The organism is Bartonella sp. TT121SHDZB (genome assembly GCF_042193415.1).
In the GTDB taxonomy this organism is placed as follows: domain Bacteria; phylum Pseudomonadota; class Alphaproteobacteria; order Rhizobiales; family Rhizobiaceae; genus Bartonella.
The window spans coordinates 35662-60208 of the sequence record NZ_JBHILR010000012.1; the positions used below are offsets into that span (position 1 = coordinate 35662).

The following is a 24547-nucleotide window of genomic DNA, read 5'->3' on the forward strand; positions in this document are numbered from 1 at the left end:
ACTTTCAATAAATTACTTAGGACAAGGGGGAAGGACATGTATAAATTTTTCAAATTGATATAATTTTCTGTTCATGTTCTAATTGTAGCGTTTGTTTTTATGTAATTGACTTTTAATAAAAAAGCCGACTCATAGAAGATTTCATTAAATAAATCCTATAAAATAATTTCTTATTATTGTGGGAATTGTTGTTTTAATACTATGTCTGATAAAATGAATTTACCTTTTGATAAAGAACATATTGAGCCAATAGAATTACGTTCTGCTTTACAGGAACGTTATTTGGCTTATGCGCTTTCTACGATTATGCACCGTGCATTGCCTGATGTACGTGATGGATTGAAACCGGTCCACCGGCGGATTGTTCATGCGATGCGTCTTCTCAAACTAAATCCTGGACAGTCTTATGCGAAATGTGCGCGGATTGTTGGTGATGTCATGGGAAAATTTCATCCTCATGGAGATGCATCTATTTATGATGCTTTGGTGCGCTTGGCTCAAAGTTTTGCTGTTCGTTATCCGTTGGTTGATGGGCAAGGCAATTTTGGTAATATTGATGGTGATAATGCTGCTGCTATGCGTTATACAGAAGCACGCATGACTGAAGTGGCTGCATTGTTGCTTGAAGGAATTAATGAAAATGCTATTGATTTTCGTTTGACTTATAATGAGGAAGATGAAGAGCCTGTTGTTTTACCAGGAGCTTTCCCTAATCTTTTAGCAAATGGTTCTTCTGGTATTGCTGTTGGTATGGCAACATCTATTCCACCCCATAATGTTGCGGAGCTCTGTGATGCAGCACTCCATTTGATTGCGCATCCCGATGTAAATGATGAGGATTTAAATCAATTTGTGCTGGGACCAGACTTCCCAACCGGTGGTATTTTGGTTGAATCTAAAAAGAGTATTGAAGAATCTTACCGTATAGGTCGGGGTTTTTTTCGATTGCGTTCGCGTTGGTATCAAGAAACTGGCAGCCGTGGTTCTTACGTGATCGTTGTAACTGAAATTCCCTACCAAGTTCAAAAGTCACGCCTTATTGAAAAAACTGCGGAATTGTTGCTTGCACGTCGGTTGCCAATGCTTGAAGATATTCAAGATGAGTCAGCAGAAGATATCCGCATCGTGCTTGTTCCTAAAAATCGGTCGGTTGATCCGGAACTTCTTATGGAATCCCTTTTTAAATTGACTGACTTTGAAGTGAGATTTCCCCTCAATCTTAATGTTTTATCTTCTGGAAGGATACCTAATGTTCTTTCTTTGCGCGAGAGTTTACAGCAATGGCTTGAACATCGGAAAGAAGTGCTTATTCGTCGCTCTCATTATCGGCTTGATCAAATTGATAGCCGATTGGAAATTCTTCATGGATATCTTATTGCCTATTTAAATCTCGATGAGGTCATTCAGATTATTCGTGAAGAGGATGAACCTAAAAAGAAGCTGATCAGTCGTTTTGAATTAACAGAAAATCAAGCTGAAGCTATTCTTAATATGCGCTTGCGCTCTTTACGTAAGCTTGAGGAATTTGAAATTCGTAAAGAATTTGAAAGTTTGAAAGCTGAAAAAGAAAAGCTACAGAATTTGTTAGCTTCTCCTATAAAACAGTGGAAAATAATTTCAGAAGAAATCAAAAAGGTTCGAAACACTTTTGGTCCTGAAACACTCTTAGGGAAAAGACGTACGACATTTGAAGAGGCACCAAGACATGATCTTGATGATATTCAACAAGCAATGATCGAAAAAGAACCGATTACTATTGTTATTTCTGAAAAGGGGTGGATGCGTGCTTTGAAGGGACACTTGAACGATTATAAAGCACTTTCTTTTAAAGAAGGAGACAGTTTAAAGTTAGCATTTCCAGCATTTACGACCGACAAGATTGTGCTGATCAGTACGGGTGGAAAGTTTTTTGCTATTGGTGCAAATAATTTACCTGGAGGGCGGGGACATGGTGAACCTATTCGTCTCTTAGTCGATATGGATGATGAGCACGATATTCTCACAGCTTTTGTGCATCACGCTGAGGAAAAATTGCTCTTGGTTTCATCTCACGGAAATGGCTTTATTGTTTCTTCTGCAGAAGTGATCGCCAATACACGAAAAGGAAAGCAAGTGATGAATGTGAAAGCTCCTGATAAGGTAAAGCTTTGTGTTCAAGTAAATGGTGATCATGTTGCTGTAGTTGGTGAGAACCGCAAAATGCTTATTTTTTCTATTGAACAAATACCAGAAATGAATCGCGGTAAGGGTGTTCGTTTACAGCGTTACAAAGAGGGTGGTATTGTTGATGCCAAGACTTTTAATTTATCAGAAGGCTTAAGTTGGCAAGATACAGCTGATCGAATCTTTAATCGTCAAGCTGACGATCTCATTGAATGGATGGGAATGCGTGCGGGTGTCGGGCGTTTGGTTCCAAGAGGATTTCCAAAATCAGGAAAATTTATCAATTAAATGTATTTTATACACGGAAAAGTTCCGTATGGTTTTATGATATGCAATATATTGATTTATAAGGATTATTTATGATTTTTTTATATTAAAAAGAAAGATCTAAAGTGTGAGTTTTTCTCTTATTTTTCTTCTGTTCAGGTTAAATCAATCAAAAATGTTTGCTTGCATGTCATAAGATGAGGGGAGATTGTGTGCATAAAAACTATTTCTTGTAAACCGTTTCAAATACAAGAGTTTTACAATAATAGGTATATTTGTTCTTTGGTCAGTGATTATGTTTTTGAAAACTGGGAAATAGTATCATAATGCCGGTTTGTGTTCTTTATTAAGTAAAGATGCTGCTATTCAATGGCTTTTATACATTTTCACATTATACCATTTATGGGTGCTGTCGTGAAATGATTTGATATTTCGAGAGCTGTACTTTTAAACAAACAATATGAATGTTTAACATAAGAGTGTTCTATTGGGAGATGTTTTATTTTGTCTGATAGGTTTATCTTCTTATTGTTCAAGAGAGATGTTATTAATCTTTCGTAGTAATATTTATTCGTTAGGATTACTATGATATTGCCTAAAAAGATGACCACGTTCAGCCCATAAGACGAGAAGTATGGCAGTGAGACTCAGAAAGAAAAATCCTGCTGAGTTTGGGATGGTTGTTTCATCAAATTGTTGGGCAATAAAAAAGCTAAGTCCTGCACCGATAGATGTTTGAAGAAAGCCAGATACAGAAGAAGCTGTTCCAGCTATTTCTCCTACAGGTTCAAGAGCGAGTGTATTGAAATTGGCCATAATACCACCGCAGGTAAACATTAATATACAATATAAAGTCATATAAAAAGGAAAAGGGATAACACCACCTGCTAAGATGGAGCCAATAAACCAAATGCATGAAGTGGCACAAAAGAGCAAAAGCATAGTATGAGCAATACGCCGCATTCCAAGGCGTCCAACGAGTTGAGAGTTAAAGAATGATGATAGAGCTTGAAATGCAGCACCAACTGCGAAAGCAATAGGGAACCAAAGTCCTAGATTATAGATCCCTTCATATGTTTGTTGTGATGTATTAACGGCGGTAAAGATACAGCCTAAAATAATGGACGTTGCAAGTGTATAGCAAAGTGTTGTGCGATTGGTTATTACAATCCATAAGTTGTGTTTAACTGAAGAAAAGGAAAGAGAGCGTTGCGCATAAAGAGTTTCAGGCAAGCGCAGTTGAATCCAAATCATCAGTCCTAAACCAATCATTGCCATGAAAATAAAAATATATTGCCAATGTCCGAGCAGTAAAATGATCTGTCCTGTTGCGGGACCAACCATTGGTGCAACAAGAAAAACCATCATAACAATAGACATAACTTCTGCCATTTTTCGACCACTGTAGAGATCACGTACGACGGAAACTGTGAGCACGCGCATAGCAGCCCCTCCAATACCTTGCAAGATACGTAAAATAAGCAAGAGAGAAAAATCAGTTACAAAGGCACAGCCAATCGCCGTAAATGAATAAAAAGCAAGCCCGAGAAGAATAAGTTTACGTCGTCCATACCTATCGCTTATTGGACCGAAAAATATTTGAGCAATGCCATAACTAATAAGATAACTCGAAATGATATAATGTTGATCATTTTCATTGAGAACATTTAAGCCCTCTAAAATATTGGGCATAGCTGGCAGCATAATATCAACAGCTATAGCGTTAATAGCCATAAGCGAAGCAATAAGAATAACAAATTCTTTATAGCCAATTTTGTTTCTAATCGCATCTCTATGCGTTTGTTCATCGACTGAATATGACATATGGTATCCTTGAAATAAAAATTTCGTCTGAAAACAGCTCTTTTTAAGAGTCTGAATAAAATGAAAGATACCTATGATTGATTACAGGGAATATTTTTTTCTTTCAAAAGTTCCTGTAACTCATTGTTTTGAAACATCTCTTTAACAATATCACAGCCTCCGATAAATTCACCTTTGATATAAAGCTGTGGAATTGTTGGCCAATTTGAGTAATCTTTAATCCCTTGACGCAATTCGTTAGAAGTTAAGATATTAATCCCTTTATAATTCAATCCTAAATAATCAAGGATTTGAACAACTTGTCCTGAAAACCCGCATTGCGGAGCGTCAGGTGTTCCTTTCATGAATAAAATGACGTCGTTTGTTTTAATTTCGTTGTCAATAAAATCATGAACAGTGGTCATTTTTATCCCTCGATATTTCTGATTTTTATCAGTGTTTAATTTATATTCATACTGCTTTTAATCGTATTAAATGTGTGAATGCAAGAAGAAATTTTAGATTATTTGGGGACATTTGTTTGCAACATTAAGGCGTGAAGGTCATTTCCCATATTGCCTTTAAGGGCATCATAGACCATTTTATGTTGTTGAACACGGGTTTTACCACGAAAACTTTCAGAAATAACTTCTGCAGCATAATGTTCCCCATCTCCAGCAAGATCACGAATTGTTACAGTAGCATCAGGAATGCCTTCACAAATAAGCGTTTCAATTGCATGGGCACTCATTGCCATCATTATTCTCCTATGTTGTTCATTTTTTTATAAAGGCTGTTTAAGAGAAAAAACAATTTTTATTCTTCACCCATAAATTGTGGAAACCAGTTTTCATAGGCTTTTGTGAGTTTGTCTACTGAAAGTGTTAATATCCCATCTATATTAAGAGAAGTACCCTCGACTTGACCTAGCTCTGTTAAAGAAACTGTATTGATTTGTGCACGCTCTTTAAGACTATTAAGAGAGTGAGGTTTGACGGCTAAAAGATAACGTCCTTGGTCTTCTCCAAAAAGTTCTGCATGATGGGGTGATTTATTGCTTAATTTTACTTTGATTCCTTTACCTGCTTTAATCACCATTTCAGCAAGTGCTATCGCTAATCCTCCGTCAGAAAGGTCATGGGCGGCGTGAATAAAACCACGATGTATGACATCTCGAACAAATTGACCATGCTTTTTTTCAAGTTGTAAATCTACAGGGGGGGGGGCGCCTGCATCAATATTTAAAATGTTACGTGCATAGATTGATTGTCCTAAATGGGAGCCGCAATTTCCTACTAAAACAAGAATATCTCCATTTTGCATACCACTTATTGTGACCATTTTAGACCAATCATTAAGAAGTCCTACACCAGCAATTGTGGGGGTTGGAAGAATGGCTTCCCCATTTGTTTCGTTGTAAAGAGAAACATTGCCTGAAACGATAGGGAAATCGAGGATTCTACAAGCTTCCCCGATCCCTTTAATAGCAAAAACCAGCTGTCCCATAATTTCAGGTTTTTCAGGGTTCCCAAAATTGAGATTATCTGTAGCAGCTAACGGTGTTGCACCTGTCGTACTAATGTTTCGCCAGCATTCTGCGACAGCTTGTTTCCCTCCCTCATAAGGGTCTGCTTCACAATAGCGAGGTGTTACATCAGAAGAAAAAGCAAGAGCACGTTTGCTATTGTTGCCTACACGAATAACGCCTGCATCACCTCCTGGGCGAATAAGGCTATTTCCTTGGATAAGGGTATCATATTGTTCATAAATCCATCGCCGTGAACTTTGATCAGCAGAATTCAATAAGGTCACAAGTGCATCACCAAGATTTTCAACTTTTTTGACGTCTTCTGCTTTTAAGGGTGTTTTTTTTGCCGGCTCACTCCAAGGACGGTCATAAACAGGTGCTTCATCACCAAGTTCTTTGATGGGAAGATTGACAACTTCTTCCCCTTGATGAAATACGCGGAAACGTAGATCATCGGTTGTTTTTCCAATAATGGAAAAATGGAGCCCCCACTTATGAAAAATTGCTGCTGCTTGCTTTTCTAACTCTGGTTTAAGAACCATGAGCATACGCTCTTGGCTTTCAGAAAGCATCATTTCATAGGCTGTCATGTTTTCTTCTCGAACAGGAACTGTATCGAGATTAAGCTGTATCCCTAAATTTCCTTTTGCCCCCATTTCAACGGCAGAAGAGGTGAGACCTGCTGCCCCCATATCTTGAATAGCAACCACAGCTCCAAGTTCCATGAGCTCTAAACATGCTTCAAGAAGACATTTTTCTGTAAAAGGATCACCGACTTGAACAGTTGGGCGTTTTTCACTGATTGAATCATCAAATTCAGCAGAAGCCATTGTTGCTCCACCGACACCATCACGTCCTGTTTTCGCACCAAGATAAACAACAGGGAATCCGATGCCTTGTGCTTTAGAATAAAAAAGGGCGTTTGTCTTTGCAATACCGGCGACAAAAGCGTTAACGAGAATATTGCCATTATAACGTTCATCAAAATTGACTTCTCCACCAACCGTTGGAACACCAAAAGAATTGCTGTAACCACCTATTCCAGAAACAACACCAGAAACAAGATGGCGTGTTCGCGGATGATCAGGAGCGCCAAATCGCAATGCATTCATAGCGGCGACAGGACGGGCTCCCATTGTGAAGACATCACGCAAAATACCACCAACGCCTGTCGCTGCACCTTGATAAGGTTCAATATAAGAAGGATGGTTATGGCTTTCCATTTTAAAAACAACACATTCTCCTTCACCAATATCAACAACACCAGCATTTTCACCAGGCCCTTGAATGACACATTTTCCTTCTGTTGGAAGAGTTCTTAGCCATTTTTTAGAGGATTTATAGGAACAATGTTCATTCCACATTGCAGAAAAAATTCCTAGTTCAGTAAATGTTGGTTCTCTACCAATTAACGTCAAGATACGTTGATATTCATCCTCTTTTAGGCCGTGTTGTGCAATGAGCTCTGGTGTAATAGTGATGTTATCGCAAGGCTTCATGAGTATTTATCCGTTAAATTAACTGAAATTCAGCATTTTAGTTTCTATCTAGCAGCTATTATAAGCAATAATGTTGTTTAATAATAAAAATATTCATAGACCGTAAGCTGAAGATTTTGTTCGTTTGTTTGGTGGGATTTAAGACCAAAAACGATCTTAAATAATTATGTATTTAGAGCAATAATACCCATTGTTGTTTGTGAAGAATTTCGTTCATAGATTTACGATATGAGATATCAACCTTTGTTTTATAATTATGGAGCTCGAGGATTTTTGCGGCATCATCCCTTTACTAACTCTAAAGCACTTTGAAAAAGTAAACGACCGTCAATACCGCCATGGGCGGGTTCAATAAAGTTTTCAGGATGAGGCATCATACCAAGAATATTACCAGCTTTATTAACAATACCAGCAATATCTTTCATTGAGCCATTAGGATTTGTATTTTCTGCATAACGAAAAACAATTTGTTCATTATCTTCCATTTGTTTTAATGTTTCACTATCAACAAAATAATTCCCATCGTGATGGGCAACAGGACAACGAATAATTTGTCCTTTAGAATAATATCGAGAAAATTTTGTCTTGGCATTGACGACTTCAAGTTTGATTTCACGACAAACAAATTTTAAAGAAGCGTTACGCATTAAAGTACCGGGTAATAATCCCGCTTCCAACAAAATTTGAAATCCATTACAGATCCCTATTATTGTAGTCCCTTCTTGTGCTTTTTCACGAATGGCTTTTAAGATGGGAGTTCGCGCTCCAATTGCACCACATCTTAAGTAGTCGCCATAGGAAAAACCACCAGGAATAATAATAACATCTACATCTGGAATTGTTGTTTCTGTTTGCCAAATTTTTAGTGGCTCAACTCCCGTTATATGATGTAATGCTGCAACCATATCTCGATCACGATTTAATCCAGGAAGTTGAATGATGGCAGTTTTCATGAGTGTTTCACTTACAGAAGTTCGATTGTATAATTTTCAATGACAGTATTTGCGAGTAACTCTTCACACACTTGTTCAAGTTTTCTCTTTGCGGTTTCAGAAGGTAGATCATCAAGAACAATATCAAAAACCTTTCCTTGACGAATGGATTGAATGCCTTCGAAAGCCAAACTTTTTAAAGCACCGACAATTGCTTCTCCTTGTGGATCAAGAACGCTTTCTCTTAAAGTAACTGTAATGCGTGCTTTCATTATTTTACTTCCTGCTTTTTAAAAGAACCTCTCATTTGAAGAGGAGTATTTGTAGAAGATGATGTTATTTTATCTTGTGTTTACTTTACGAGAACGGGACCACTTGGTCGTATTGGTTCATTTTCATTCATAATACCAAGACGTTTGGCGACTTCTTGATAGGCATTAATAAGCCCACCCATATCACGACGAAAACGGTCTTTATCCATTTTTTCGTGTGTTTGCATATCCCATAGTCGTGCAGAATCAGGAGAGATTTCATCAGCAAGAACAATGCGCATTGTTTCATCTTCCCATAGACGACCAAATTCCATTTTAAAATCAATTAATTGTATGTTAACACCGGCAAAAAGCCCAGAAAGAAAATCATTAATACGAATTGAAAGTTGCATGATATCTTCTATCTCTTGTGGGACAGCCCACCCAAAAGCCGTGATATGTTCTTCTGTCACCATGGGATCATCGAGAGAATCATTTTTATAGTAGAACTCAATGATGGATTGTGGAAGCGGGGTTCCTTCTTCTAGACCTAAACGCTTAGCAAGAGAGCCGGCCGCAACATTGCGAACAACAACTTCCAACGGAATGATTTCCACTGCTTTAATAAGCTGTTCGCGCATGTTTATGCGTTTGATAAAATGTGTTGGGATGCCTAAACGTCCAAGGTGGCTAAAGATATGTTCCGAAATTCGGTTGTTTAAAACGCCCTTTCCGTCGATAATTTCATGTTTTTTTGCATTAAAGGCTGTTGCATCATCTTTAAAAAATTGAATATAAGTTCCCGGTTCAGGTCCTTCATATAAAATTTTAGCCTTGCCTTCATAAATACGGTGGCGACGATTCATTATGTTTCTCTATTTATCTTGATGATTCTCTATTTATTTTGAGAGGTTTTTAATAACATTGACAATTGATACTATCCTAATTGATAGAAATTCTCAATGATATTGCTATAATACTTTATATAATTTTTGTCATGACACGTTTACCCAATGGTGGAAAATAGGCAATTAGAAAGAGGACTACCTCTTTTGGATCAAATTTTTGCAAGAAAGTGAGAGAGGACCATCAGCCCTTCAGGCCAAGGTCCGTGTCCAGATTCTGCATTAATATGGCCAGAATACCCAGCATCAACAAAGAGTGATCCCCAATCATTGGCAATTTCTTCTGCTACTGAAAATTGACAAAACTCATCGTTACGGCTGGCTATGACAAGAGAAGGAAAAGGCAACTTTTGGCGATAATAAGGGCCAAATGTCATTAAATGTTTGGGGCGTATTTTCTCATTGGCTACATCAGGAGGGGCAACAAAGAAAGCGCCACAAATTTTTTCTGCATTTTGTATAGTTGCCTGAAGAGCAGTAGGAACGCCTAATGAATGCGCAATAAGCATAACAGGCCTTTGAGCTTTTGCGATGGCGGTTTTAACTTTGTTAACCCACTCTTCACAAACAGGCTTTGACCAATGGAGTTGTTCAATGCGGCGGGCTGTTGACAACTTTTTTTCCCAGCGTGTTTGCCAATGATCTGGACCAGATCCTTTGTAGCCAGGAACAATAAGAATATCGAGTTGATTTGCTTTCATGAATTGTTTTCTTTGTTACAACAGATTTTTGATCATAGGTGGAATGGAGTTTGGTTCTTTCTATGTCGCTTTATTGTCCTTCAAAAACACGTTTAAAAATCGTATTGATATGCTTGGTGTGGTAAGAAAGATCAAATTTGTCGCGAAGTTCTTCTTCACTTAAAGCTTTGGTAACATCTTTGTCGTTGAGGAGTTCTTCTAAAAAGTCTTTTCCTTGTTCCCAAACTTTCATCGCATTTCGTTGTACAATCCGATAAGAATCTTCACGACTAATCCCTGCTTGTGTGAGGGCTAAAAGAACCCGTTGTGAGTGAACAAGACCGCGGAATTTATTGAGATTTTTTTGCATATTTTCTGGATAGACAATGAGATTTTCAATGACAGATGTGAGGCGAGAAAGAGCAAAATCAAGTGTAATTGTCGCATCTGGAGCAATATAACGCTCAACAGATGAATGGGAAATGTCACGTTCATGCCAAAGCGCTACATTTTCCATGGCAGGGAGTGCAAATGCACGTACCATACGGGCTAATCCAGTTAAATTTTCTGTTAAAACTGGATTACGCTTATGAGGCATTGCCGATGAACCTTTTTGCCCAGGTGAGAAATGTTCCTCTGCTTCAAGAACTTCTGTTCGTTGTAAATGGCGTATTTCTATTGCTAGCCTTTCAATAGAGGAAGCAATAACACCAAGTGTTGCAAAAAACATAGCATGACGATCTCTTGGTATTACTTGGGTGGAAACCGGTTCCGCACGCATCTTCAAGGCTTTTGCTACATGTTCTTCAACGCGTGGATCGATATTTGCAAAAGTTCCTACAGCTCCTGAAATCGCGCAAGTAGAAATTTCTTCTCGTGCAGCAAGAAGACGTTTGCGACAACGGGAAAATTCAGCGTATGCAAGAGCAAACTTGATTCCAAATGTTGTCGGTTCAGCATGAATGCCATGACTCCGTCCAATGGTGATTGTCTCTTTATGCTCAAAAGCACGTCTTTTTAATGCTTCAAGAAGTTGATCTATATCCTCTAGCAAAATATCACTCGCACGCATCAATTGAATGTTCAGCGTTGTATCGAGAACATCAGATGATGTCATGCCTTGGTGGATAAAACGTGCTTCTGGTCCAATGAATTCAGCTAGGTGGGTTAGAAATGCGATAACATCATGTTTGGTAATTGCTTCAATTTTATCAATGCGATTGACATCAAATTTAGCTGCTGCCCCTTTTTCCCAAATGACTTTGGCAGCTTCTTTCGGAATAATCCCTAAGTGAGCAAGGGCATCACAGGCATGGGCTTCAATTTCAAACCAAATACGATATTTTGTTTCGGGAGACCAAATTGTTACCATTGCAGGGCGGGAATAACGTGCGATCATCATTTTTTTCCTTGTTGTGAGAGGATTGCGGCTTGGCGCAATGCACTAATACGTGTTTTGTAAAGCTCTTTATTTCCATCTTTATAAATTGCAGAGCCTGCGACAAATACATTTGCACCAGCTTTTGCAGCTATCCCAATTGTATCAACGGTGATACCACCATCAACTTCAAGATCAATAGGGCGGTTTGCAATCATGCTTTTAACGCGCTTAATTTTGTCTTTTATTTCTGGAATAAAACTTTGTCCACCAAAACCGGGATTGACCGTCATGATGAGAATGAGATCTAATTGATCAAGCAAATATTCAAGTACATGTTCAGGGGTGCTTGGATTGAGTGCTATTCCTGCTTTTTTCCCCATTTTTTTGATTGTTTGTAATGAACGATGAAGATGTGGACCTGCTTCAGCATGAATGGTTATAATATCTGAACCAGCTTTTGCAAAAGCTTCTAAATAAGGATCTACTGGTGCGATCATCAGGTGGACATCAAATATTGCTTTTGTTAATGGGCGTAAAGCTTTGACAATTTCAGGACCAAAGGTGATGTTAGGAACAAAGTGCCCATCCATAATATCAAGATGAAGCCAATCTGCACCAGCATCAACAACATCTAACATTTCTTGTCCAAGTTTAGAAAAATCAGAAGCCAAGAGAGAAGGCGAAATGAGATGAGAATGGGGCATTAAAATCTCCTTAGATTGGCAGTTTTTATCATGTCGCCTGTGTATACACAAATAACTTTTATGTTATGACGGAAAAGAAAAAATATGTATTATAGATCTTTTTATGAAAAGATCGCTTGAAATTTAAAAGCTTTATAAGTGAAAGATATGTCGAATCATAAAACATATTTAATGCCTAAACTTCAACATAATATTACGGTTTCTTCGCAAGAATATCGAGATGCTATGAGTCTTTTTGCAGGAGCTGTGCATATTGTGACAACAAATGGCATTAAGGGAAAGCGCGGGGTAACTGTTTCGGCGTGTTGTTCTTTATCTGATGATCCTCCGACCCTTCTTGTTTGTCTTATGCGCCATAATCTGAAGAATCAGGTGTTTATGGAGAATGGGAATTTTTGTGTTAATAGCTTGGCAGGAAAACATCGTTCATTAGCGGATGTTTTTTCGAGGCGTTGTAATTCTTCACAAAATGAGTCTACTCAAAATGAGCATTTTGATGTTGCACAATGGGGAACTTTGCAAACAGGGGCGCCTAGTCTTTCAGATGCTTTAGCATCGTTTGATTGTCGTTTGATTTGTTGGCACGAGCATGCAACCCATTGTGTTTTGATTGGTGAGGTTGTTGCAATCAACTGTAATCAAGAAAAAGATGCTTTGATGTATTTGAAACGTGAATATCACACTTTGCCTTTATAAAGATTTTATTTTTTTGCATTGATGAAATGATTTATTGTTGCTTCATTTAGACTTTAAACAATGAGAGAGTAGGGGAGGGATGGCTCTGATATCTGATATTAGATTTCCTTCTTTTTAAAGTTTTTCAATAAGCGAGAAAAATGATTCTGGATGAGATTTGATCAAGAATCCAATCTACATAAAAAAGCGATTGAACCTAAACAGTGTATTTAGATCTATTCGTCGATTGTTATGAAAAAACATTTTACTCTTGTGTTGATGGGTATTGCACAATATATAGACCGCACATAGCATATGTGGAGGTTTTTTATTGCATGAGCGAAGAGATTGATGGTCAATATCGCCCTAGTGAAGATGAGCCTTTTATGAATGAGCGGCAAAAGGCGTATTTTCGTGCTAAATTGGTTTCTTGGAAGAATGATATATTAAAAGAAGCTCGTGAGACTTTGGAAAATTTGCAGGAAGAGAATGTTGGTCAACCCGATTTGACTGATCGGGCTTCTTGTGAAACTGATCGTACAATCGAATTACGTGCTCGTGATCGTCAGAGGAAACTTATTTCAAAAATAGATGCTGCTTTAGAGCGCATTGATAATGGGACATACGGTTTTTGTGAAGAAACCGGCGAGCCCATTAGTATAAAGCGTCTTGAGGCTCGGCCGATAGCTGTTTTGTCATTGGAAGCGCAAGAACGTCACGAACGACGTGAAAGAGTTTATCGCGATGATTAAGGTCATTGAAATGATAAACAAACGAAATTCGTGGTGATAAAATTGTGTATTTTTATTTTTGAGGAGTAGGAATGAATAAAGATGGTTCTTGCCGTCCCTCAATTTCGGCGGTGATTGCTGAATCTTTTACCGCTTGATTCGTAAAAGGAGAGGGACTTTTATCCGATATATCGTTTCTTTCTGTAGGGGTGGGATTTAGGTGGGTGTGTGTTTCTCTCTTTTGTATTTTGGATGTACCGGTAATATCGGATTCTACAACCATATCTGTTAATCCGCCAATAAGGAGCAAATGTTCTTTATTATCGCAACGGATTAAAACAAGGCGGCGTGTTCGATCTATAGAAATTACTTCACATAATGCTAATCGCGATAGGCTTTTTTTTCTATTAATGTTGAATCTTCTTGTATTTAAACGGCGTAAAAATACGATAATTATGGTAATAGCTGCGATTGTTATTACAAAAATCAAAAAGCTTATCGTTATGTTTGCAGCAGATACACCTATTTGCTCTGATAACCAGATATACATAGATTTTCTCCCATTTTTGTGTGAAAATATCGTTTTTTATCGAGATAAAGTTATAAATACACCCTTAAAAGGCTCACTTAAATACAAGAAATAAAATTTTTAATATTAAGTGAACTTTCTTAGAAAGATAATATCATAGTATATACTTTATAACAATGAATATAAAGGAAGTTTTGTGATATAAGAAACAGCTAAATCTAAGGCAATGAGAGATGGATAAAGGTTTTGATAATAATAAAAGATCAGTGTCTTCTGTTCATCGAAGAGTTGTGATTTTTGGTGTTGTTTTTATATTAGTTTTTCTTTTCATTGTGGGTATTTTAGGTTTTTTTTATCCACAAAGCTATTTGCAAAAGGCGATATCAATATCTTTTTTGATTCTAGCAATTATCGGTGTTGCAACACTCGTTTTGTGTGGAATGGGCATTTTAAGATATCATGTGTGGTCGCATGAAGATTTTGATTTTAGCATTTTTAATAGGAGCGATGATGCAATTGTAATCTCTGATCTTTCTGGTTTTGTTTATTATTCTAATCAAAACTATCGAAAAATTCTGACCTATAAGCCTGAAGTGTCTTGTTATAGGGTTATAGCGGATCTGCCAGGAGCTGGTGCACTCTCGTACCGCTTAAAGGTTGCAGCCTGTAATAATCTTGCAGCGCAAGAGGAATTAAGAGTAGAACAGCCAATTTTTACTGATTCTACACCAAAAAAATCTGTTTGGTATAATATTTCCGTTCAACCTATCAAAAAACAGAAAAAAAAGCTTTTATTTTGGCGTATTGCTGATATTTCGCACTTACAACAAACGCGAGAAGTTTTTTTCTCGAACCTTCAAGAGGCTATCAATCACTTGGATCAAGCTTCTATTGGTTTTGTATCCGTTAATAGACAAGGAACTATTCTTTATGCCAATGCGACTTTTGCAGAATGGTTTTCAATTGATTTAGCGAATTTCTCAATTGGTCAATATAATTTTGATTCGTTATTTGATAGCGTTGGCGCTAAGAGCTCATGGAGTGATATCTGTTTACAAACCAACAGATATCAAAGTTCAGGTTACTCTTTACCCTATAGGTTTTCGTTATGTTTAAATTCACACACGACTTGTGAGAAAATATTCCATTGTCTTATATCTGTTTCTTCTCTCTTAGAAGAGGAAGCCATTTATCGTGTTGTGATCATTCCACAACAAATACAAAAAGAAGAGGATGATCAATTAAAATTACCCAGTATATTAGAAGAATATTTTGATGCGAGTCCTTTTGCAATAGCCGTGGTGGATCATGCAGGGCAATTGGTTCATATGAATAAAGCTTTTTCATCACTCACGGGATGTATGGACAAAGCTGTCAATTTTTATGATGTTATTTCTCGTCGTGATTGTGTGCAGTTAGAGCGTTCTTTTCAGAGAATTGCGACAAATAAAAATTATTTTGTTTCTCTAGAAACTGTTTTAGAAAAAAATGAAGAATGCCATTTACGGCTCCATATTATGTCTGTACCGCCCTATCATGGTGATGCATTGCAAGATTTGCTTATTATCTCTGTCATTGAAACAACCGAACAAAAAACACTTGAAGATAAAATGATGCAAAATCAGAAGATGCAAGCTGTAGGACAATTGGCTGGCGGCATTGCTCATGATTTTAATAATGTTTTAACAGCAATTTTAATGTCGTGTGATCTTCTTTTAAATACGCATCGTAGTTCTGATCCTGCTCATGCTGATCTGATCAATATTAAAAATAATGCTAATCGTGCAGCGGCTCTTGTACAACAATTATTAGCTTTTTCTAGAAAGCAAACACTTCGACCTGAAGAAGTTGATTTTACTGAATTTTTATCAGATATCCGCAATCTTATTTTACCACTTTTGGGGAATAATATTCAGTTAAAAATTATCCATGGAAGAGATTTGTGGAGCGTTGAAGTTGATCAAGCATCTTTTCAGCGTGTTATTATGAATTTGGTTATTAATGCGCGTGATGCTATGTTCGATGGAGGTGTTGTTACGATTGCGACAAACAATATTACAAAGCAAAAAAGTGCTGAATTTAATCATCTTGGATTAGCAATTGGCGAGTATGTGCAATTGACTATTTCAGATACAGGAGCTGGTATATCTGCTGCTATACAAGAAAAAATGTTTGAGCCATTTTTTACAACAAAAGAAGTTGGAAAAGGAACCGGACTTGGTTTATCAATGGTTTATGGAATTATCAAGCAGAGCGGTGGGTACATTTATTGTGAAAGTAAAGAAGGTGAAGGAGCAACATTTCATATTTTTCTTCCCCGTTATATCCCTAATATAAAAGGAGAAATTTCTCAAAAGATTGAAAAAGATGAAGAGAAAGATAAAAATATAGACTTAACAGGATCTGCGACCGTTTTATTGGTTGAAGATGAAGATGCGGTTAGAATGGGGGGGGTAAGAGCTCTTAAAATGAGAGGATATACGGTTTTAGAGGCTGCAAGTGGGGTGGAAGCACTCTCTATTCTTGAGGAACAAAAAGGAGATGTTGATATTATTGTTTCCGATGTGGTGATGCCAGAAATGGATGGGCCCACTTTATTGAAGGAAGTCCGTAAAAACTATCCTGATATCAAATTTCTTTTCGTTTCTGGATATGCAAAAGATGCTTTTTCTAAAAATCTTCCACAAGATGCTGTTTTTGGTTTTTTGTCTAAACCTTTTACACTCAAACAGTTAGCTGTAACAGTTAAAGAAACACTTTCGTCATGATACAAAAATTTAATGCCATAGAAAAATTGCGTGTTTTAAGATTTTTTAGGTGAAATACAAGAGTATTTTGATAAATAGAGCTCATGATAATGTTAGAAAATTAAATAAAGAAGAACCATTTAGAAATTCAATTAAAATTCAAAAAAATCACATATTCTGTGCAAAAAATTTATGAAGAGATGGACTCTATTATGTCAACATTTCATAGAGATTTTTAATTGTAGATACTGAGCAAAAACTATGTGTAAAGCATTGAAATATGCTGATTAATAGATTGTTGATACTCAAAAAGATAAAAGCTGTTGTTGCGTATCGACTATTTTGCTCTTTCCTTCAATAAATGCTTTTAAGGCTTCGGGATAGAGTTTATGCTCTACTTTAAGAACTCTTTGTGCTAAGCACTCAGCAGTATCATGGGGATAGACTGGAACGGCTGCTTGGGCAAGAATTTTTCCTGCATCCATGTCTTCTGTAACAAGATGAACAGTGCAACCCGTGATTTTTACACCTGCTTGTAAAGCTTTTTCATGTGTGTTTAAGCCTTTAAATGAAGGTAAAAGAGAAGGATGAATGTTTAAAATTCGTCCTTCATAAAGTTTTACAAAACGTGGTGATATAAGGCGCATATACCCCGCAAAGCAGAGAAAATCTGGTTTATATTGATCTAAAATCGTAAAAATATCTTCTTCATGCTCTTCTTTTGTTTTGTAAATTTTGCGCTCAACAATATGAATGGGTAAGTTGTGGTTTTGCGCTTTTTCAATACCGTTTGCACGCGGATTATCGCAAATAACAGCAACAATTTCAGCAGGATATCCTTTTTGTTGACTTGCTTGAGCAAGGGCGACCATATTGGATCCATTACCAGAAATAAAAACGACGATTTTTTTTTTCATAAATGCAGTACCCCTTTATAAAGTATTCCTTTATTTTGATCTTGGCGTTTTGTTAAAATGCCAAGTGGAGTCACCTTCTCTCCTTTTTTTTCAAGAGCTTGCGTAATTGTTTCAGCCGCATGCTGTGCTACGATAATGATCATTCCAATACCACAATTGAATGTTCTTAACATTTCTGTTTTTTCTATTTTACCTTGTTTGGCAATCCATGAAAAGACGGAGGGAACATTAATGGTAGAAAGATTAATTTCAGCGCAGAGAGAAGATGGAATAACCCGTGGAATATTTTCAGGAAAGCCTCCACCCGTAATATGAGCAAGAGCTTTGATTCCTTCATATTTTCGCATGATGGGAAGAAGCGATTTTACATAAATGCGTGTTGGTGTAAGAAGTGCTATACCAAGGCTGTTTTCGGGGGCAAAAGGGGCAGGATCATTCCATTTGAGATAATTTTGTTGGATGATTCGTCGAACAAGCGAAAAACCATTGGAATGAATTCCAGAAGCGCTTAGACCTAATATAATATCACCTTCTGTCAAATCTTTTGAAGGGAGTAGCTTGCTGCGTTCGCATGCTCCTACAGCAAAACCGGCTAGATCATAATCTCCCTCTGCATACATTCCTGGCATTTCTGCAGTTTCTCCTCCAATAAGAGCAGCACCGGCTTGTTTACATCCTTCTGCAATACCAGAAACAATCGCAGCACCTTGTTCTGGGTCAAGCTTTCCAGTTGCAAAATAATCCAGAAAAAAAAGAGGTTCAGCCCCCTGTACGAGTAAATCATTGACACACATAGCTACAAGATCAATACCTACAGTGTTATGGTGATCTACTTCAATGGCAATTTTTAATTTTGTTCCCACACCATCATTGGCTGCGACTAGGATAGGATCTGTAAAGCCAGCTGCTTTTAAATCAAAAAGGCCACCAAACCCGCCAATTTCTGCATCTGCTCCGGCTCGTTTTGTCGCGCGTATAAAGGGTTTAATTTTTTCTACCATAGCATTACCCATATCGATGTTTACACCGGCTTTTGCGTAGGTAAGACCAGCTTTGGATTTATCCCCAGCCTTGGATTTATTATTTGTAAGATCTTGATTGCTCATTGGAGCCTTCCTTTAATGGGAAATCAGTTTTTGATGTTATGCAATGCCATGATAGAGTTTCCTCTGCAAGAGATATTGATAAGAAAATAAGCAACTTTTCTTGTACCTTATTTTGAAAATGCTTATAATTTTTTGTGAAGAAATTTTTTTTAGGATATTTTATGAACAAGATATCAGATAATCACGGAAAGTCTTCTTGGCAACTTATGAGAAAAAAAGTGAATGAGAATATATCCCGGGACCGTTATAAAACTTATATGCCAGCATATACTCAATTACCGTTGCCGAATAATATGAAAAGACAAATCTTTTTTTGGCTTGGTACGCTGATTTTTTTCATTCTTTTTATGTTTGTTTTTGGATCAATTTTGCTTCCTTTTGTGGCTGGGATTGTGTTGGCTTATTTTCTCAATCCCATTGTTCAATTACTTGAAAAATTTGGTATTCGTCGTGTGTTTGGGACTGTCCTTATTACTTTATTTATTGTTATTACCTTTGTTGCTGCTTTAGTTATTTTGATTCCTGTTATTAGTTGGCAAATACAGCAATTTATGAATGATGGTTTACCTGTTTATATTAATCGTATTCAAACCTTTTTTGTTGAGCATGATTTTGATTGGATAAGGCGCTATTTTGGAAGTGATCCAAATGAATTACGGAATAATATTAAAGGATTTTTGGGAGAAGGTTCGGATTTTATTACGTCTCTTTTGAATTCACTTTTAAAGTCAGGAAAATCTATCGTTAATATCGTTAGCCTATTGGTTGTGGCGCCTGTTGTGGCATTTTATATGTTGTTAGATTGGCCACGGATGGTGAAAGCAATTGATTCGTTAATACCGCGTGATCATCTTGAAACTGTTCGGAGTATTTTTCATGAAATGGATAGAGCTATAGCAGGCTTTGTTCGTGGACAAGGAACAGTTTGTCTCATATTGGGAGGCTATTATGCTATTGGTTTAACGATTGCAGGACTCAATTTTAGTCTTTTGATTGGTATGTTTATTGGTCTTATTAGCTTTGTTCCTTATATCGGCACAATGAGTGGTTTGATCCTTTCTGTTGGTATTGCATGGGTCCAGTTTTATCCCAATAATTGGGGAGGAATCATTGTTGTGATGACACTTTTTTTAATTGGTCAATTTATTGAAGGTTATATTCTTCAACCAAAACTTGTAGGTTCATCCGTGGGGTTACATCCCGTGTGGTTGATGTTTTCACTTTTTGCTTTTTCTTCACTCTTTGGTTTTACTGGTATGCTTGTTGCTGTTCCTGCGGCAGCAGCTGTTGGTGTTTTAGTTCGTTTTGCTCTTCATACTTATCTTAGTTCTCAGATGTATTCGCGAAGTGGAAATTCGGAGCCGCTAAAATGAATGAGTGTGAAACGCAATTATCTTTAAATTTTCCTCATAATCCAATTTTGCAATTTGATGATTTAGTAGTAACGGAAAGCAATCGTATGGCTTTTCAGCTTATTGATCACTGGCCTAATTGGAGCTTACCTATTGCAGTTTTGGTTGGTAAAGAAGGATCTGGAAAAACGCACTTTTCTAATATATGGCTCCAAAAAGCAGATGCTTTCAGGATTCAGTACAATGAAATTGATCAGGCTATAACTATGGCTTCTTTAGGCAGATCATTTTTAATAGAGGATATTGATGCAGGTGAAATCAATGAGACAGAACTTTTTCATTTAATTAACAGCATTAAGCAAGCAAATCTTGATGCACGACAAGCTACTTTATTGATGACGGCACGAACACTTCCTTCCGCTTGGAATTTAATGTTAAATGATCTAAAAAGTCGTCTTAATTCGGTGATGTTCGTTGAAATTAATCAGCCTGATGATGCATTGTTAATAGCTGTTGCATTTAAGCTTTTTTCCGATAAGCAACTTATTGTACATCCAGATACGGTTTATTATCTTGTAAGTCGTTGTGAACGTTCTTTATTTTCATTGAAGTGTGTTATTGATTCTGTTGATCAGTTGGCATTACAAAGAAAAAGAAAAATAACACGTGCTGTTATTGCTGAAGTTTTGAATAGAAGAATCCCGTAAACACTTCTTATCATGGTTTACTTGTTTTTCCTTTCTGTTGTTGTTTCAATCTATGGAAAGACAAGTTAGTTAAATTTGCTCCTTTTTTGATATCTGTTAAGAGTGAAGATAGTATTTTTTACTTTTGTCATGTGTTTATTTTTAAATAGCTTTGAGATTTCATTGTATAATGTTGTATTCTGTCATAGCTTGTACAAAGATTTATAGAGAAAATGTTTGTTGTTTATGGATTCGGATTGTAGAAGAATCTTAGTTTTTCATGTTACAGCTAAATTTTATATGAGCACAGTGTAGATATTTGGCTTATATTCCTTTCTAGAAATTTTTTTATGATATTTAAATCATTTTTTTCTAAAATTATATCTGTAGAATACGTCCTAATACAATGAGAGCTTACTTAAAGCAGTATAAAAATTTATGGAATCCTTATTAGAGATATTCATTATTTTTTATATAGATTGGATTTTTGTACGGATGTTCTTTTCTATTTCTGTCAATACAATATATTATTGAGAAGGAGAAAATTAAAAAAAGTTCTTTTTTGTAAAGAAATGCGACAAAATTAAAAAAAAGTGTTTTTTTCTCTTGCACTTCTGTTGTGAAAATTTTAGGAAATGTGCATCAAATAAATGTAAATGGCGGAGCGTAGCGCAGCTTGGTAGCGCACCTGATTTGGGATCAGGGGGTCGTAGGTTCGAATCCTATCGCTCCGACCATATTTGATGAGGTGTGTGAGAATGATCCAATTGGGTACGTGTGGTGAGAAAATATCATTTAAGCATTCTGTAATCTGAAGGAAAATGGCATGATCGCACGTATTTATAGTCCTGCTAAAACAGTTATGCAGTCAGGTAAGAAGAATACAGGTTTTTGGATTCTACAGTATGAGCCAATGAAAGCAAAAATGTTAGAGCCTCTTATGGGGTACACGGCAACATCTGATATGAATAATCAGGTAAGAATCCGATTTAATAAAAAGGAAGAAGCGATTGCTTTTGCACGCAAGAATGCTATCCCATATCGCGTAGAAAAGACACATATGTCGATTCGGCGTGTTGTTTCTTATTCTGATAATTTTCGTAGTGATCGGCAGCAATCTTGGACACATTGAGTTAAAGATGCTATTGTAAATTGAAATAATCGATTGGGTCCCGTAGCTCAGTTGGATAGAGCAACGGCCTTCTAAGCCGTGGGTCACAGGTTCGAATCCTGTCGGGATCACCATCCAATTTTTACCCATGTATAACATATTGATTATGTATAATCTTTTTTAAGCTTTGGAAGCGTTAAAAAAAGTTCGAGAATAGGATTTTAAAATATTTCTCTACAACAGTAGTATTTTCTTTACAATGTGCTTTGCTAATTATTTCTAATAATCTTTTCTTCCATGCCAACTGGTGTATAGGTTTTCTACCAATTATCTACAGAAGATAAAATGCTATAAACACACCTAATTTTAGCCATGTCTAAATAGACGCTCAGAATGATCAATACGATGGAGGGTTTTGCCGAATGGTATTAGCAGCTAGTCATTTGAATGTTTACATGCCTTATAATACTTTCATTATGATTTACTTTTTATGCTTTGTTTATACATGGCAATTTTATATGAAAAATGATCAAATGAATCTCTTATAAAAGTGTGGACTCTAAAGAGGATTCTTATAAAATGAATTAGTGTAACATATTGATTTATTTTATATTATTATGTACAATATGTTCCCTTGGCTGCACGTGAAGTTTTGGAACTGATGACCAGTGCCAGCCAAGCAGGGATTGGCGAACAAGATCTAGAAGCTTTTAGCATTTATGCGGGCAAAGCGGCTGTTGCTTTTGATATGACGGGGGATGAGATTGGGGAGCGCTTTGCCAAATTGCGCAATGTCTTTAAGCTTAATCAGGCAGGCATTGAAGATCTAGGGGATGCTATCAATCATCTCTCTAATCACATGGCGGCAAAAGCCAGTGAAGTGTCTGATTTTACCAATCGTGCCACCGGTGCGGCAACCATGTTTAAGCTCACTGCGCGGGAAACAGCAGCATTTGGTACAGCGATGATTTCTGCTGGTATTGTTCCTGAGAGTGCCGTGCGTGGTTTTAATGCCATGAGTGCGCGCATTCAGGCAGGGGGCAAACATATTGAAGATGCTTTTGCCAATATCGGGCTTTCTCGCGAAAAATTTATGCAAGATCTGGACAAAGATGCCACCGGCACCTTGGTACGCTTTTTTAATGTGTTGGGTAAATCCGAACAGGGCATGCGCTCGCTGATTGCCATTGCTGGGCGCGATTTTACTGGTGATTTTGCCAAATTGGTGGGCAACCCCGAATTGTTAGGGCAAGCTTTAGATTATGTGAAAGATCCACAAGTCTTTAAAGGCTCGGTAGAACAAGAAGCCGACAAACAAGCAACCGGTGCTATGCGGCAATTTGAACTCTTACAAAACCGTATTGTGGCTCTGGGGATTAGCATTGGTGAAGTGCTTCTGCCTCCTCTCAACAGTCTCATGGAAAGTGTTGGTAATTTTACTAATGGGCTTATGGCGTGGGCGAATGCGCACCCAACTTTAACAAGCGCCATTATCAAAACCATTGCTGCCCTGATGGCTTTTAATATTGCTCTGCGCGTGTTGCGCTTTACCATGGCTGGTACACGCCTTGGGCTTCTTCAATTGATGGGCTCTTTTATCAAGATGGGTGCTGTTAGTCGTGGTGTTGCTGCAAGCTGGCGAGGGCTATTGGCTGCAGGGCGCTCGCTAGGTTTAATAGCAGCAAGCTTTGGTGGAAGTGCGCTGCGTCTTCTTCGCCCCATAACTTTACTGGTAGGGGCTTTACGGGGGATTGCTGTCTCAGGAAGTGCATTTGCTGCCTCTTTTGGTTGGATTGGGACAGTGATCGAAGTGGTTGGAGCTGGTATTGCCTCTGTTGTGGGGGGTATTTTTACCCCGATCGGGGCGGTCATTGCTGCTGTTGTGGCGGTCATATTGGCTGCTGGTTTTGCTTTGTGGAAATATTGGGACCGTTTTTCTTCTTTTATGAAGGGCTTTGCACGGGGGGTATCTCGGGCTTTTGGGCAAGCCTTTGAAGCTGTTATGCGCTTTTTTGGTGCTGATACCACCACCATTACGCGTTGGAAAAATATAATCGCCAATGCTTTTGATCTCTCTCAAGTTTGGCAAAAGTTTAAACAAGAGCTTTCCTCTGTTGCCGAGTGGTTTGGCAATTTGTGGGAGGGCGTTAAACAAAGCTTTTCCAACTTTTGGCAATGGTTGAAGAGTTTTTTTACACAGGAAAAGCTCTCGGAGAGTGCCAAGGCTGGTATGGAACAAGCGGGCGAAGATCTGGCTAATTCGATTGTCGATGGCTTTATGGCACCTATCACAAAGTTGAGCGATTTTTGTAAATCTTTGCCTAGCCGCATTAAGGGGTGGATTGGTTCCATTGATGTAAGAGAGTTTTTGCCAAGTTTTTTTGGGGGTAAAACAGCCATCCAACCCATCGTGCAATTTGCGGGGGCTTCTCCTGTAAATTCATCTGCGAGAGAGCAAAGAGACAAAGACCGTTCCCCCATCACACACAATCAAAATGTCACAGTGCATGTTAATGGGGCGCGTGAACCCATGGCCACTGGTCGTGCGGTTGCCCATGCTTTGCAACGGGCACGCGCTAA

General features: G+C 37.6%; 21 protein-coding genes and 2 tRNA genes. 10 read left to right on the top strand and 13 right to left on the bottom strand.

The genetic code is table 11. From position 1 onward, the window contains the following. The first annotated feature begins 201 nt into the window (after positions 1–201). Positions 202–2451, top strand: coding sequence for a DNA topoisomerase IV subunit A (parC, locus tag ACFIKI_RS07210; RefSeq protein ID WP_375666547.1), 2250 nt, complete (start codon positions 202–204; stop codon positions 2449–2451). Between the two features lie 546 nt (positions 2452–2997). On the opposite strand, the gene ACFIKI_RS07215 is transcribed toward parC, so the two are convergent. From ACFIKI_RS07215 to rpe, 10 genes are all read right to left on the bottom strand, one after another. Then, positions 2998–4254, bottom strand: a complete 1257-nt coding sequence (locus ACFIKI_RS07215) for a multidrug effflux MFS transporter (protein WP_375666549.1) — start codon at positions 4252–4254, stop codon at positions 2998–3000. A 71-nt stretch (positions 4255–4325) separates the two neighbouring features. After that, positions 4326–4658, bottom strand: a complete 333-nt coding sequence (grxD, locus tag ACFIKI_RS07220; protein ID WP_375606638.1) for a Grx4 family monothiol glutaredoxin — start codon at positions 4656–4658, stop codon at positions 4326–4328. Positions 4659–4756: 98 nt separating this feature from the next. Continuing rightward, the gene (locus tag ACFIKI_RS07225; RefSeq protein WP_375666575.1) at positions 4757–4990 is read right to left on the bottom strand and encodes a BolA/IbaG family iron-sulfur metabolism protein; all 234 of its coding nucleotides are present in this window, start codon (positions 4988–4990) and stop codon (positions 4757–4759) included. A 59-nt stretch (positions 4991–5049) separates the two neighbouring features. Then, positions 5050–7260 carry a phosphoribosylformylglycinamidine synthase subunit PurL gene (gene purL / locus ACFIKI_RS07230; RefSeq protein ID WP_375666551.1) on the bottom strand — a complete coding sequence of 737 codons (2211 nt, stop codon included), beginning with the start codon at positions 7258–7260 and terminating at the stop codon, positions 5050–5052. Positions 7261–7541: 281 nt separating this feature from the next. Then, a complete protein-coding gene (purQ, locus tag ACFIKI_RS07235; protein WP_375622411.1) occupies positions 7542–8213 on the bottom strand; it encodes a phosphoribosylformylglycinamidine synthase subunit PurQ in 672 nt (223 codons plus the stop codon). 11 nt (positions 8214–8224) lie between these two features. Further along, positions 8225–8464 carry a phosphoribosylformylglycinamidine synthase subunit PurS gene (purS, locus tag ACFIKI_RS07240; protein WP_375666553.1) on the bottom strand — a complete coding sequence of 80 codons (240 nt, stop codon included), beginning with the start codon at positions 8462–8464 and terminating at the stop codon, positions 8225–8227. A gap of 80 nt (positions 8465–8544) precedes the next feature. Continuing rightward, on the bottom strand, positions 8545–9309 hold the full coding sequence (gene purC, locus ACFIKI_RS07245; protein ID WP_375622413.1) for a phosphoribosylaminoimidazolesuccinocarboxamide synthase: 765 nt from the start codon (positions 9307–9309) through the stop codon (positions 8545–8547). Between the two features lie 191 nt (positions 9310–9500). Further along, entirely contained in the window at positions 9501–10049 is a 549-nt protein-coding gene (locus ACFIKI_RS07250) for an RBBP9/YdeN family alpha/beta hydrolase (protein WP_375622414.1), read from the bottom strand. Positions 10050–10119: 70 nt separating this feature from the next. Next, the gene (gene purB, locus ACFIKI_RS07255) at positions 10120–11427 is read right to left on the bottom strand and encodes an adenylosuccinate lyase (RefSeq protein WP_375666576.1); all 1308 of its coding nucleotides are present in this window, start codon (positions 11425–11427) and stop codon (positions 10120–10122) included. Then, positions 11427–12113 carry a ribulose-phosphate 3-epimerase gene (rpe, locus tag ACFIKI_RS07260; RefSeq protein WP_375666555.1) on the bottom strand — a complete coding sequence of 229 codons (687 nt, stop codon included), beginning with the start codon at positions 12111–12113 and terminating at the stop codon, positions 11427–11429. The genes purB and rpe overlap by 1 nt, the downstream gene beginning before the upstream one ends. 147 nt (positions 12114–12260) lie before the next feature. On the opposite strand from rpe, the gene ACFIKI_RS07265 reads away from it, so the two are divergent. Together ACFIKI_RS07265 and dksA are read left to right on the top strand one after the other, a co-directional pair. Beyond that, a complete protein-coding gene (locus ACFIKI_RS07265) occupies positions 12261–12809 on the top strand; it encodes a flavin reductase (RefSeq protein ID WP_375666557.1) in 549 nt (182 codons plus the stop codon). Between the two features lie 314 nt (positions 12810–13123). Continuing rightward, a complete protein-coding gene (gene dksA, locus ACFIKI_RS07270) occupies positions 13124–13540 on the top strand; it encodes an RNA polymerase-binding protein DksA (RefSeq protein WP_015856486.1) in 417 nt (138 codons plus the stop codon). 52 nt (positions 13541–13592) lie between these two features. On the opposite strand, the gene ACFIKI_RS07275 is transcribed toward dksA, so the two are convergent. Further along, positions 13593–14069, bottom strand: coding sequence for a hypothetical protein (locus tag ACFIKI_RS07275; RefSeq protein ID WP_375666559.1), 477 nt, complete (start codon positions 14067–14069; stop codon positions 13593–13595). A gap of 212 nt (positions 14070–14281) precedes the next feature. Between ACFIKI_RS07275 and ACFIKI_RS07280 the strand changes: the two genes are divergently transcribed. After that, a complete protein-coding gene (locus tag ACFIKI_RS07280) occupies positions 14282–16816 on the top strand; it encodes a response regulator (protein WP_375666561.1) in 2535 nt (844 codons plus the stop codon). 284 nt (positions 16817–17100) lie between these two features. On the opposite strand, the gene purN is transcribed toward ACFIKI_RS07280, so the two are convergent. Together purN and purM are read right to left on the bottom strand one after the other, a co-directional pair. Beyond that, the gene (purN, locus tag ACFIKI_RS07285; RefSeq protein WP_375622419.1) at positions 17101–17712 is read right to left on the bottom strand and encodes a phosphoribosylglycinamide formyltransferase; all 612 of its coding nucleotides are present in this window, start codon (positions 17710–17712) and stop codon (positions 17101–17103) included. After that, a complete protein-coding gene (gene purM / locus ACFIKI_RS07290) occupies positions 17709–18818 on the bottom strand; it encodes a phosphoribosylformylglycinamidine cyclo-ligase (protein ID WP_375666563.1) in 1110 nt (369 codons plus the stop codon). The genes purN and purM overlap by 4 nt, the downstream gene beginning before the upstream one ends. 161 nt (positions 18819–18979) lie before the next feature. Here purM and ACFIKI_RS07295 point away from each other — a divergent pair, with 161 nt between their 5' ends. The 6 genes from ACFIKI_RS07295 to ACFIKI_RS07320 all read left to right on the top strand — a co-directional run. Further along, positions 18980–20191, top strand: a complete 1212-nt coding sequence (locus ACFIKI_RS07295; RefSeq protein WP_375666565.1) for an AI-2E family transporter — start codon at positions 18980–18982, stop codon at positions 20189–20191. Further along, positions 20188–20877, top strand: a complete 690-nt coding sequence (gene hdaA / locus ACFIKI_RS07300) for a DnaA regulatory inactivator HdaA (RefSeq protein WP_375666566.1) — start codon at positions 20188–20190, stop codon at positions 20875–20877. Before ACFIKI_RS07295 ends, hdaA begins: the two co-directional genes overlap by 4 nt. Positions 20878–21516: 639 nt before the next feature. Next, positions 21517–21593: transfer RNA gene (locus ACFIKI_RS07305), tRNA-Pro, on the top strand. 89 nt (positions 21594–21682) lie between these two features. Next, positions 21683–21988, top strand: a complete 306-nt coding sequence (locus tag ACFIKI_RS07310) for an ETC complex I subunit (protein ID WP_375666567.1) — start codon at positions 21683–21685, stop codon at positions 21986–21988. Positions 21989–22024: 36 nt separating this feature from the next. Then, positions 22025–22101, top strand: a tRNA-Arg gene (locus ACFIKI_RS07315). A 500-nt stretch (positions 22102–22601) separates the two neighbouring features. Then, on the top strand, positions 22602–24547 hold a 1946-nt coding region (locus ACFIKI_RS07320), incomplete at its 3' end, for a phage tail tape measure protein (protein WP_375666569.1).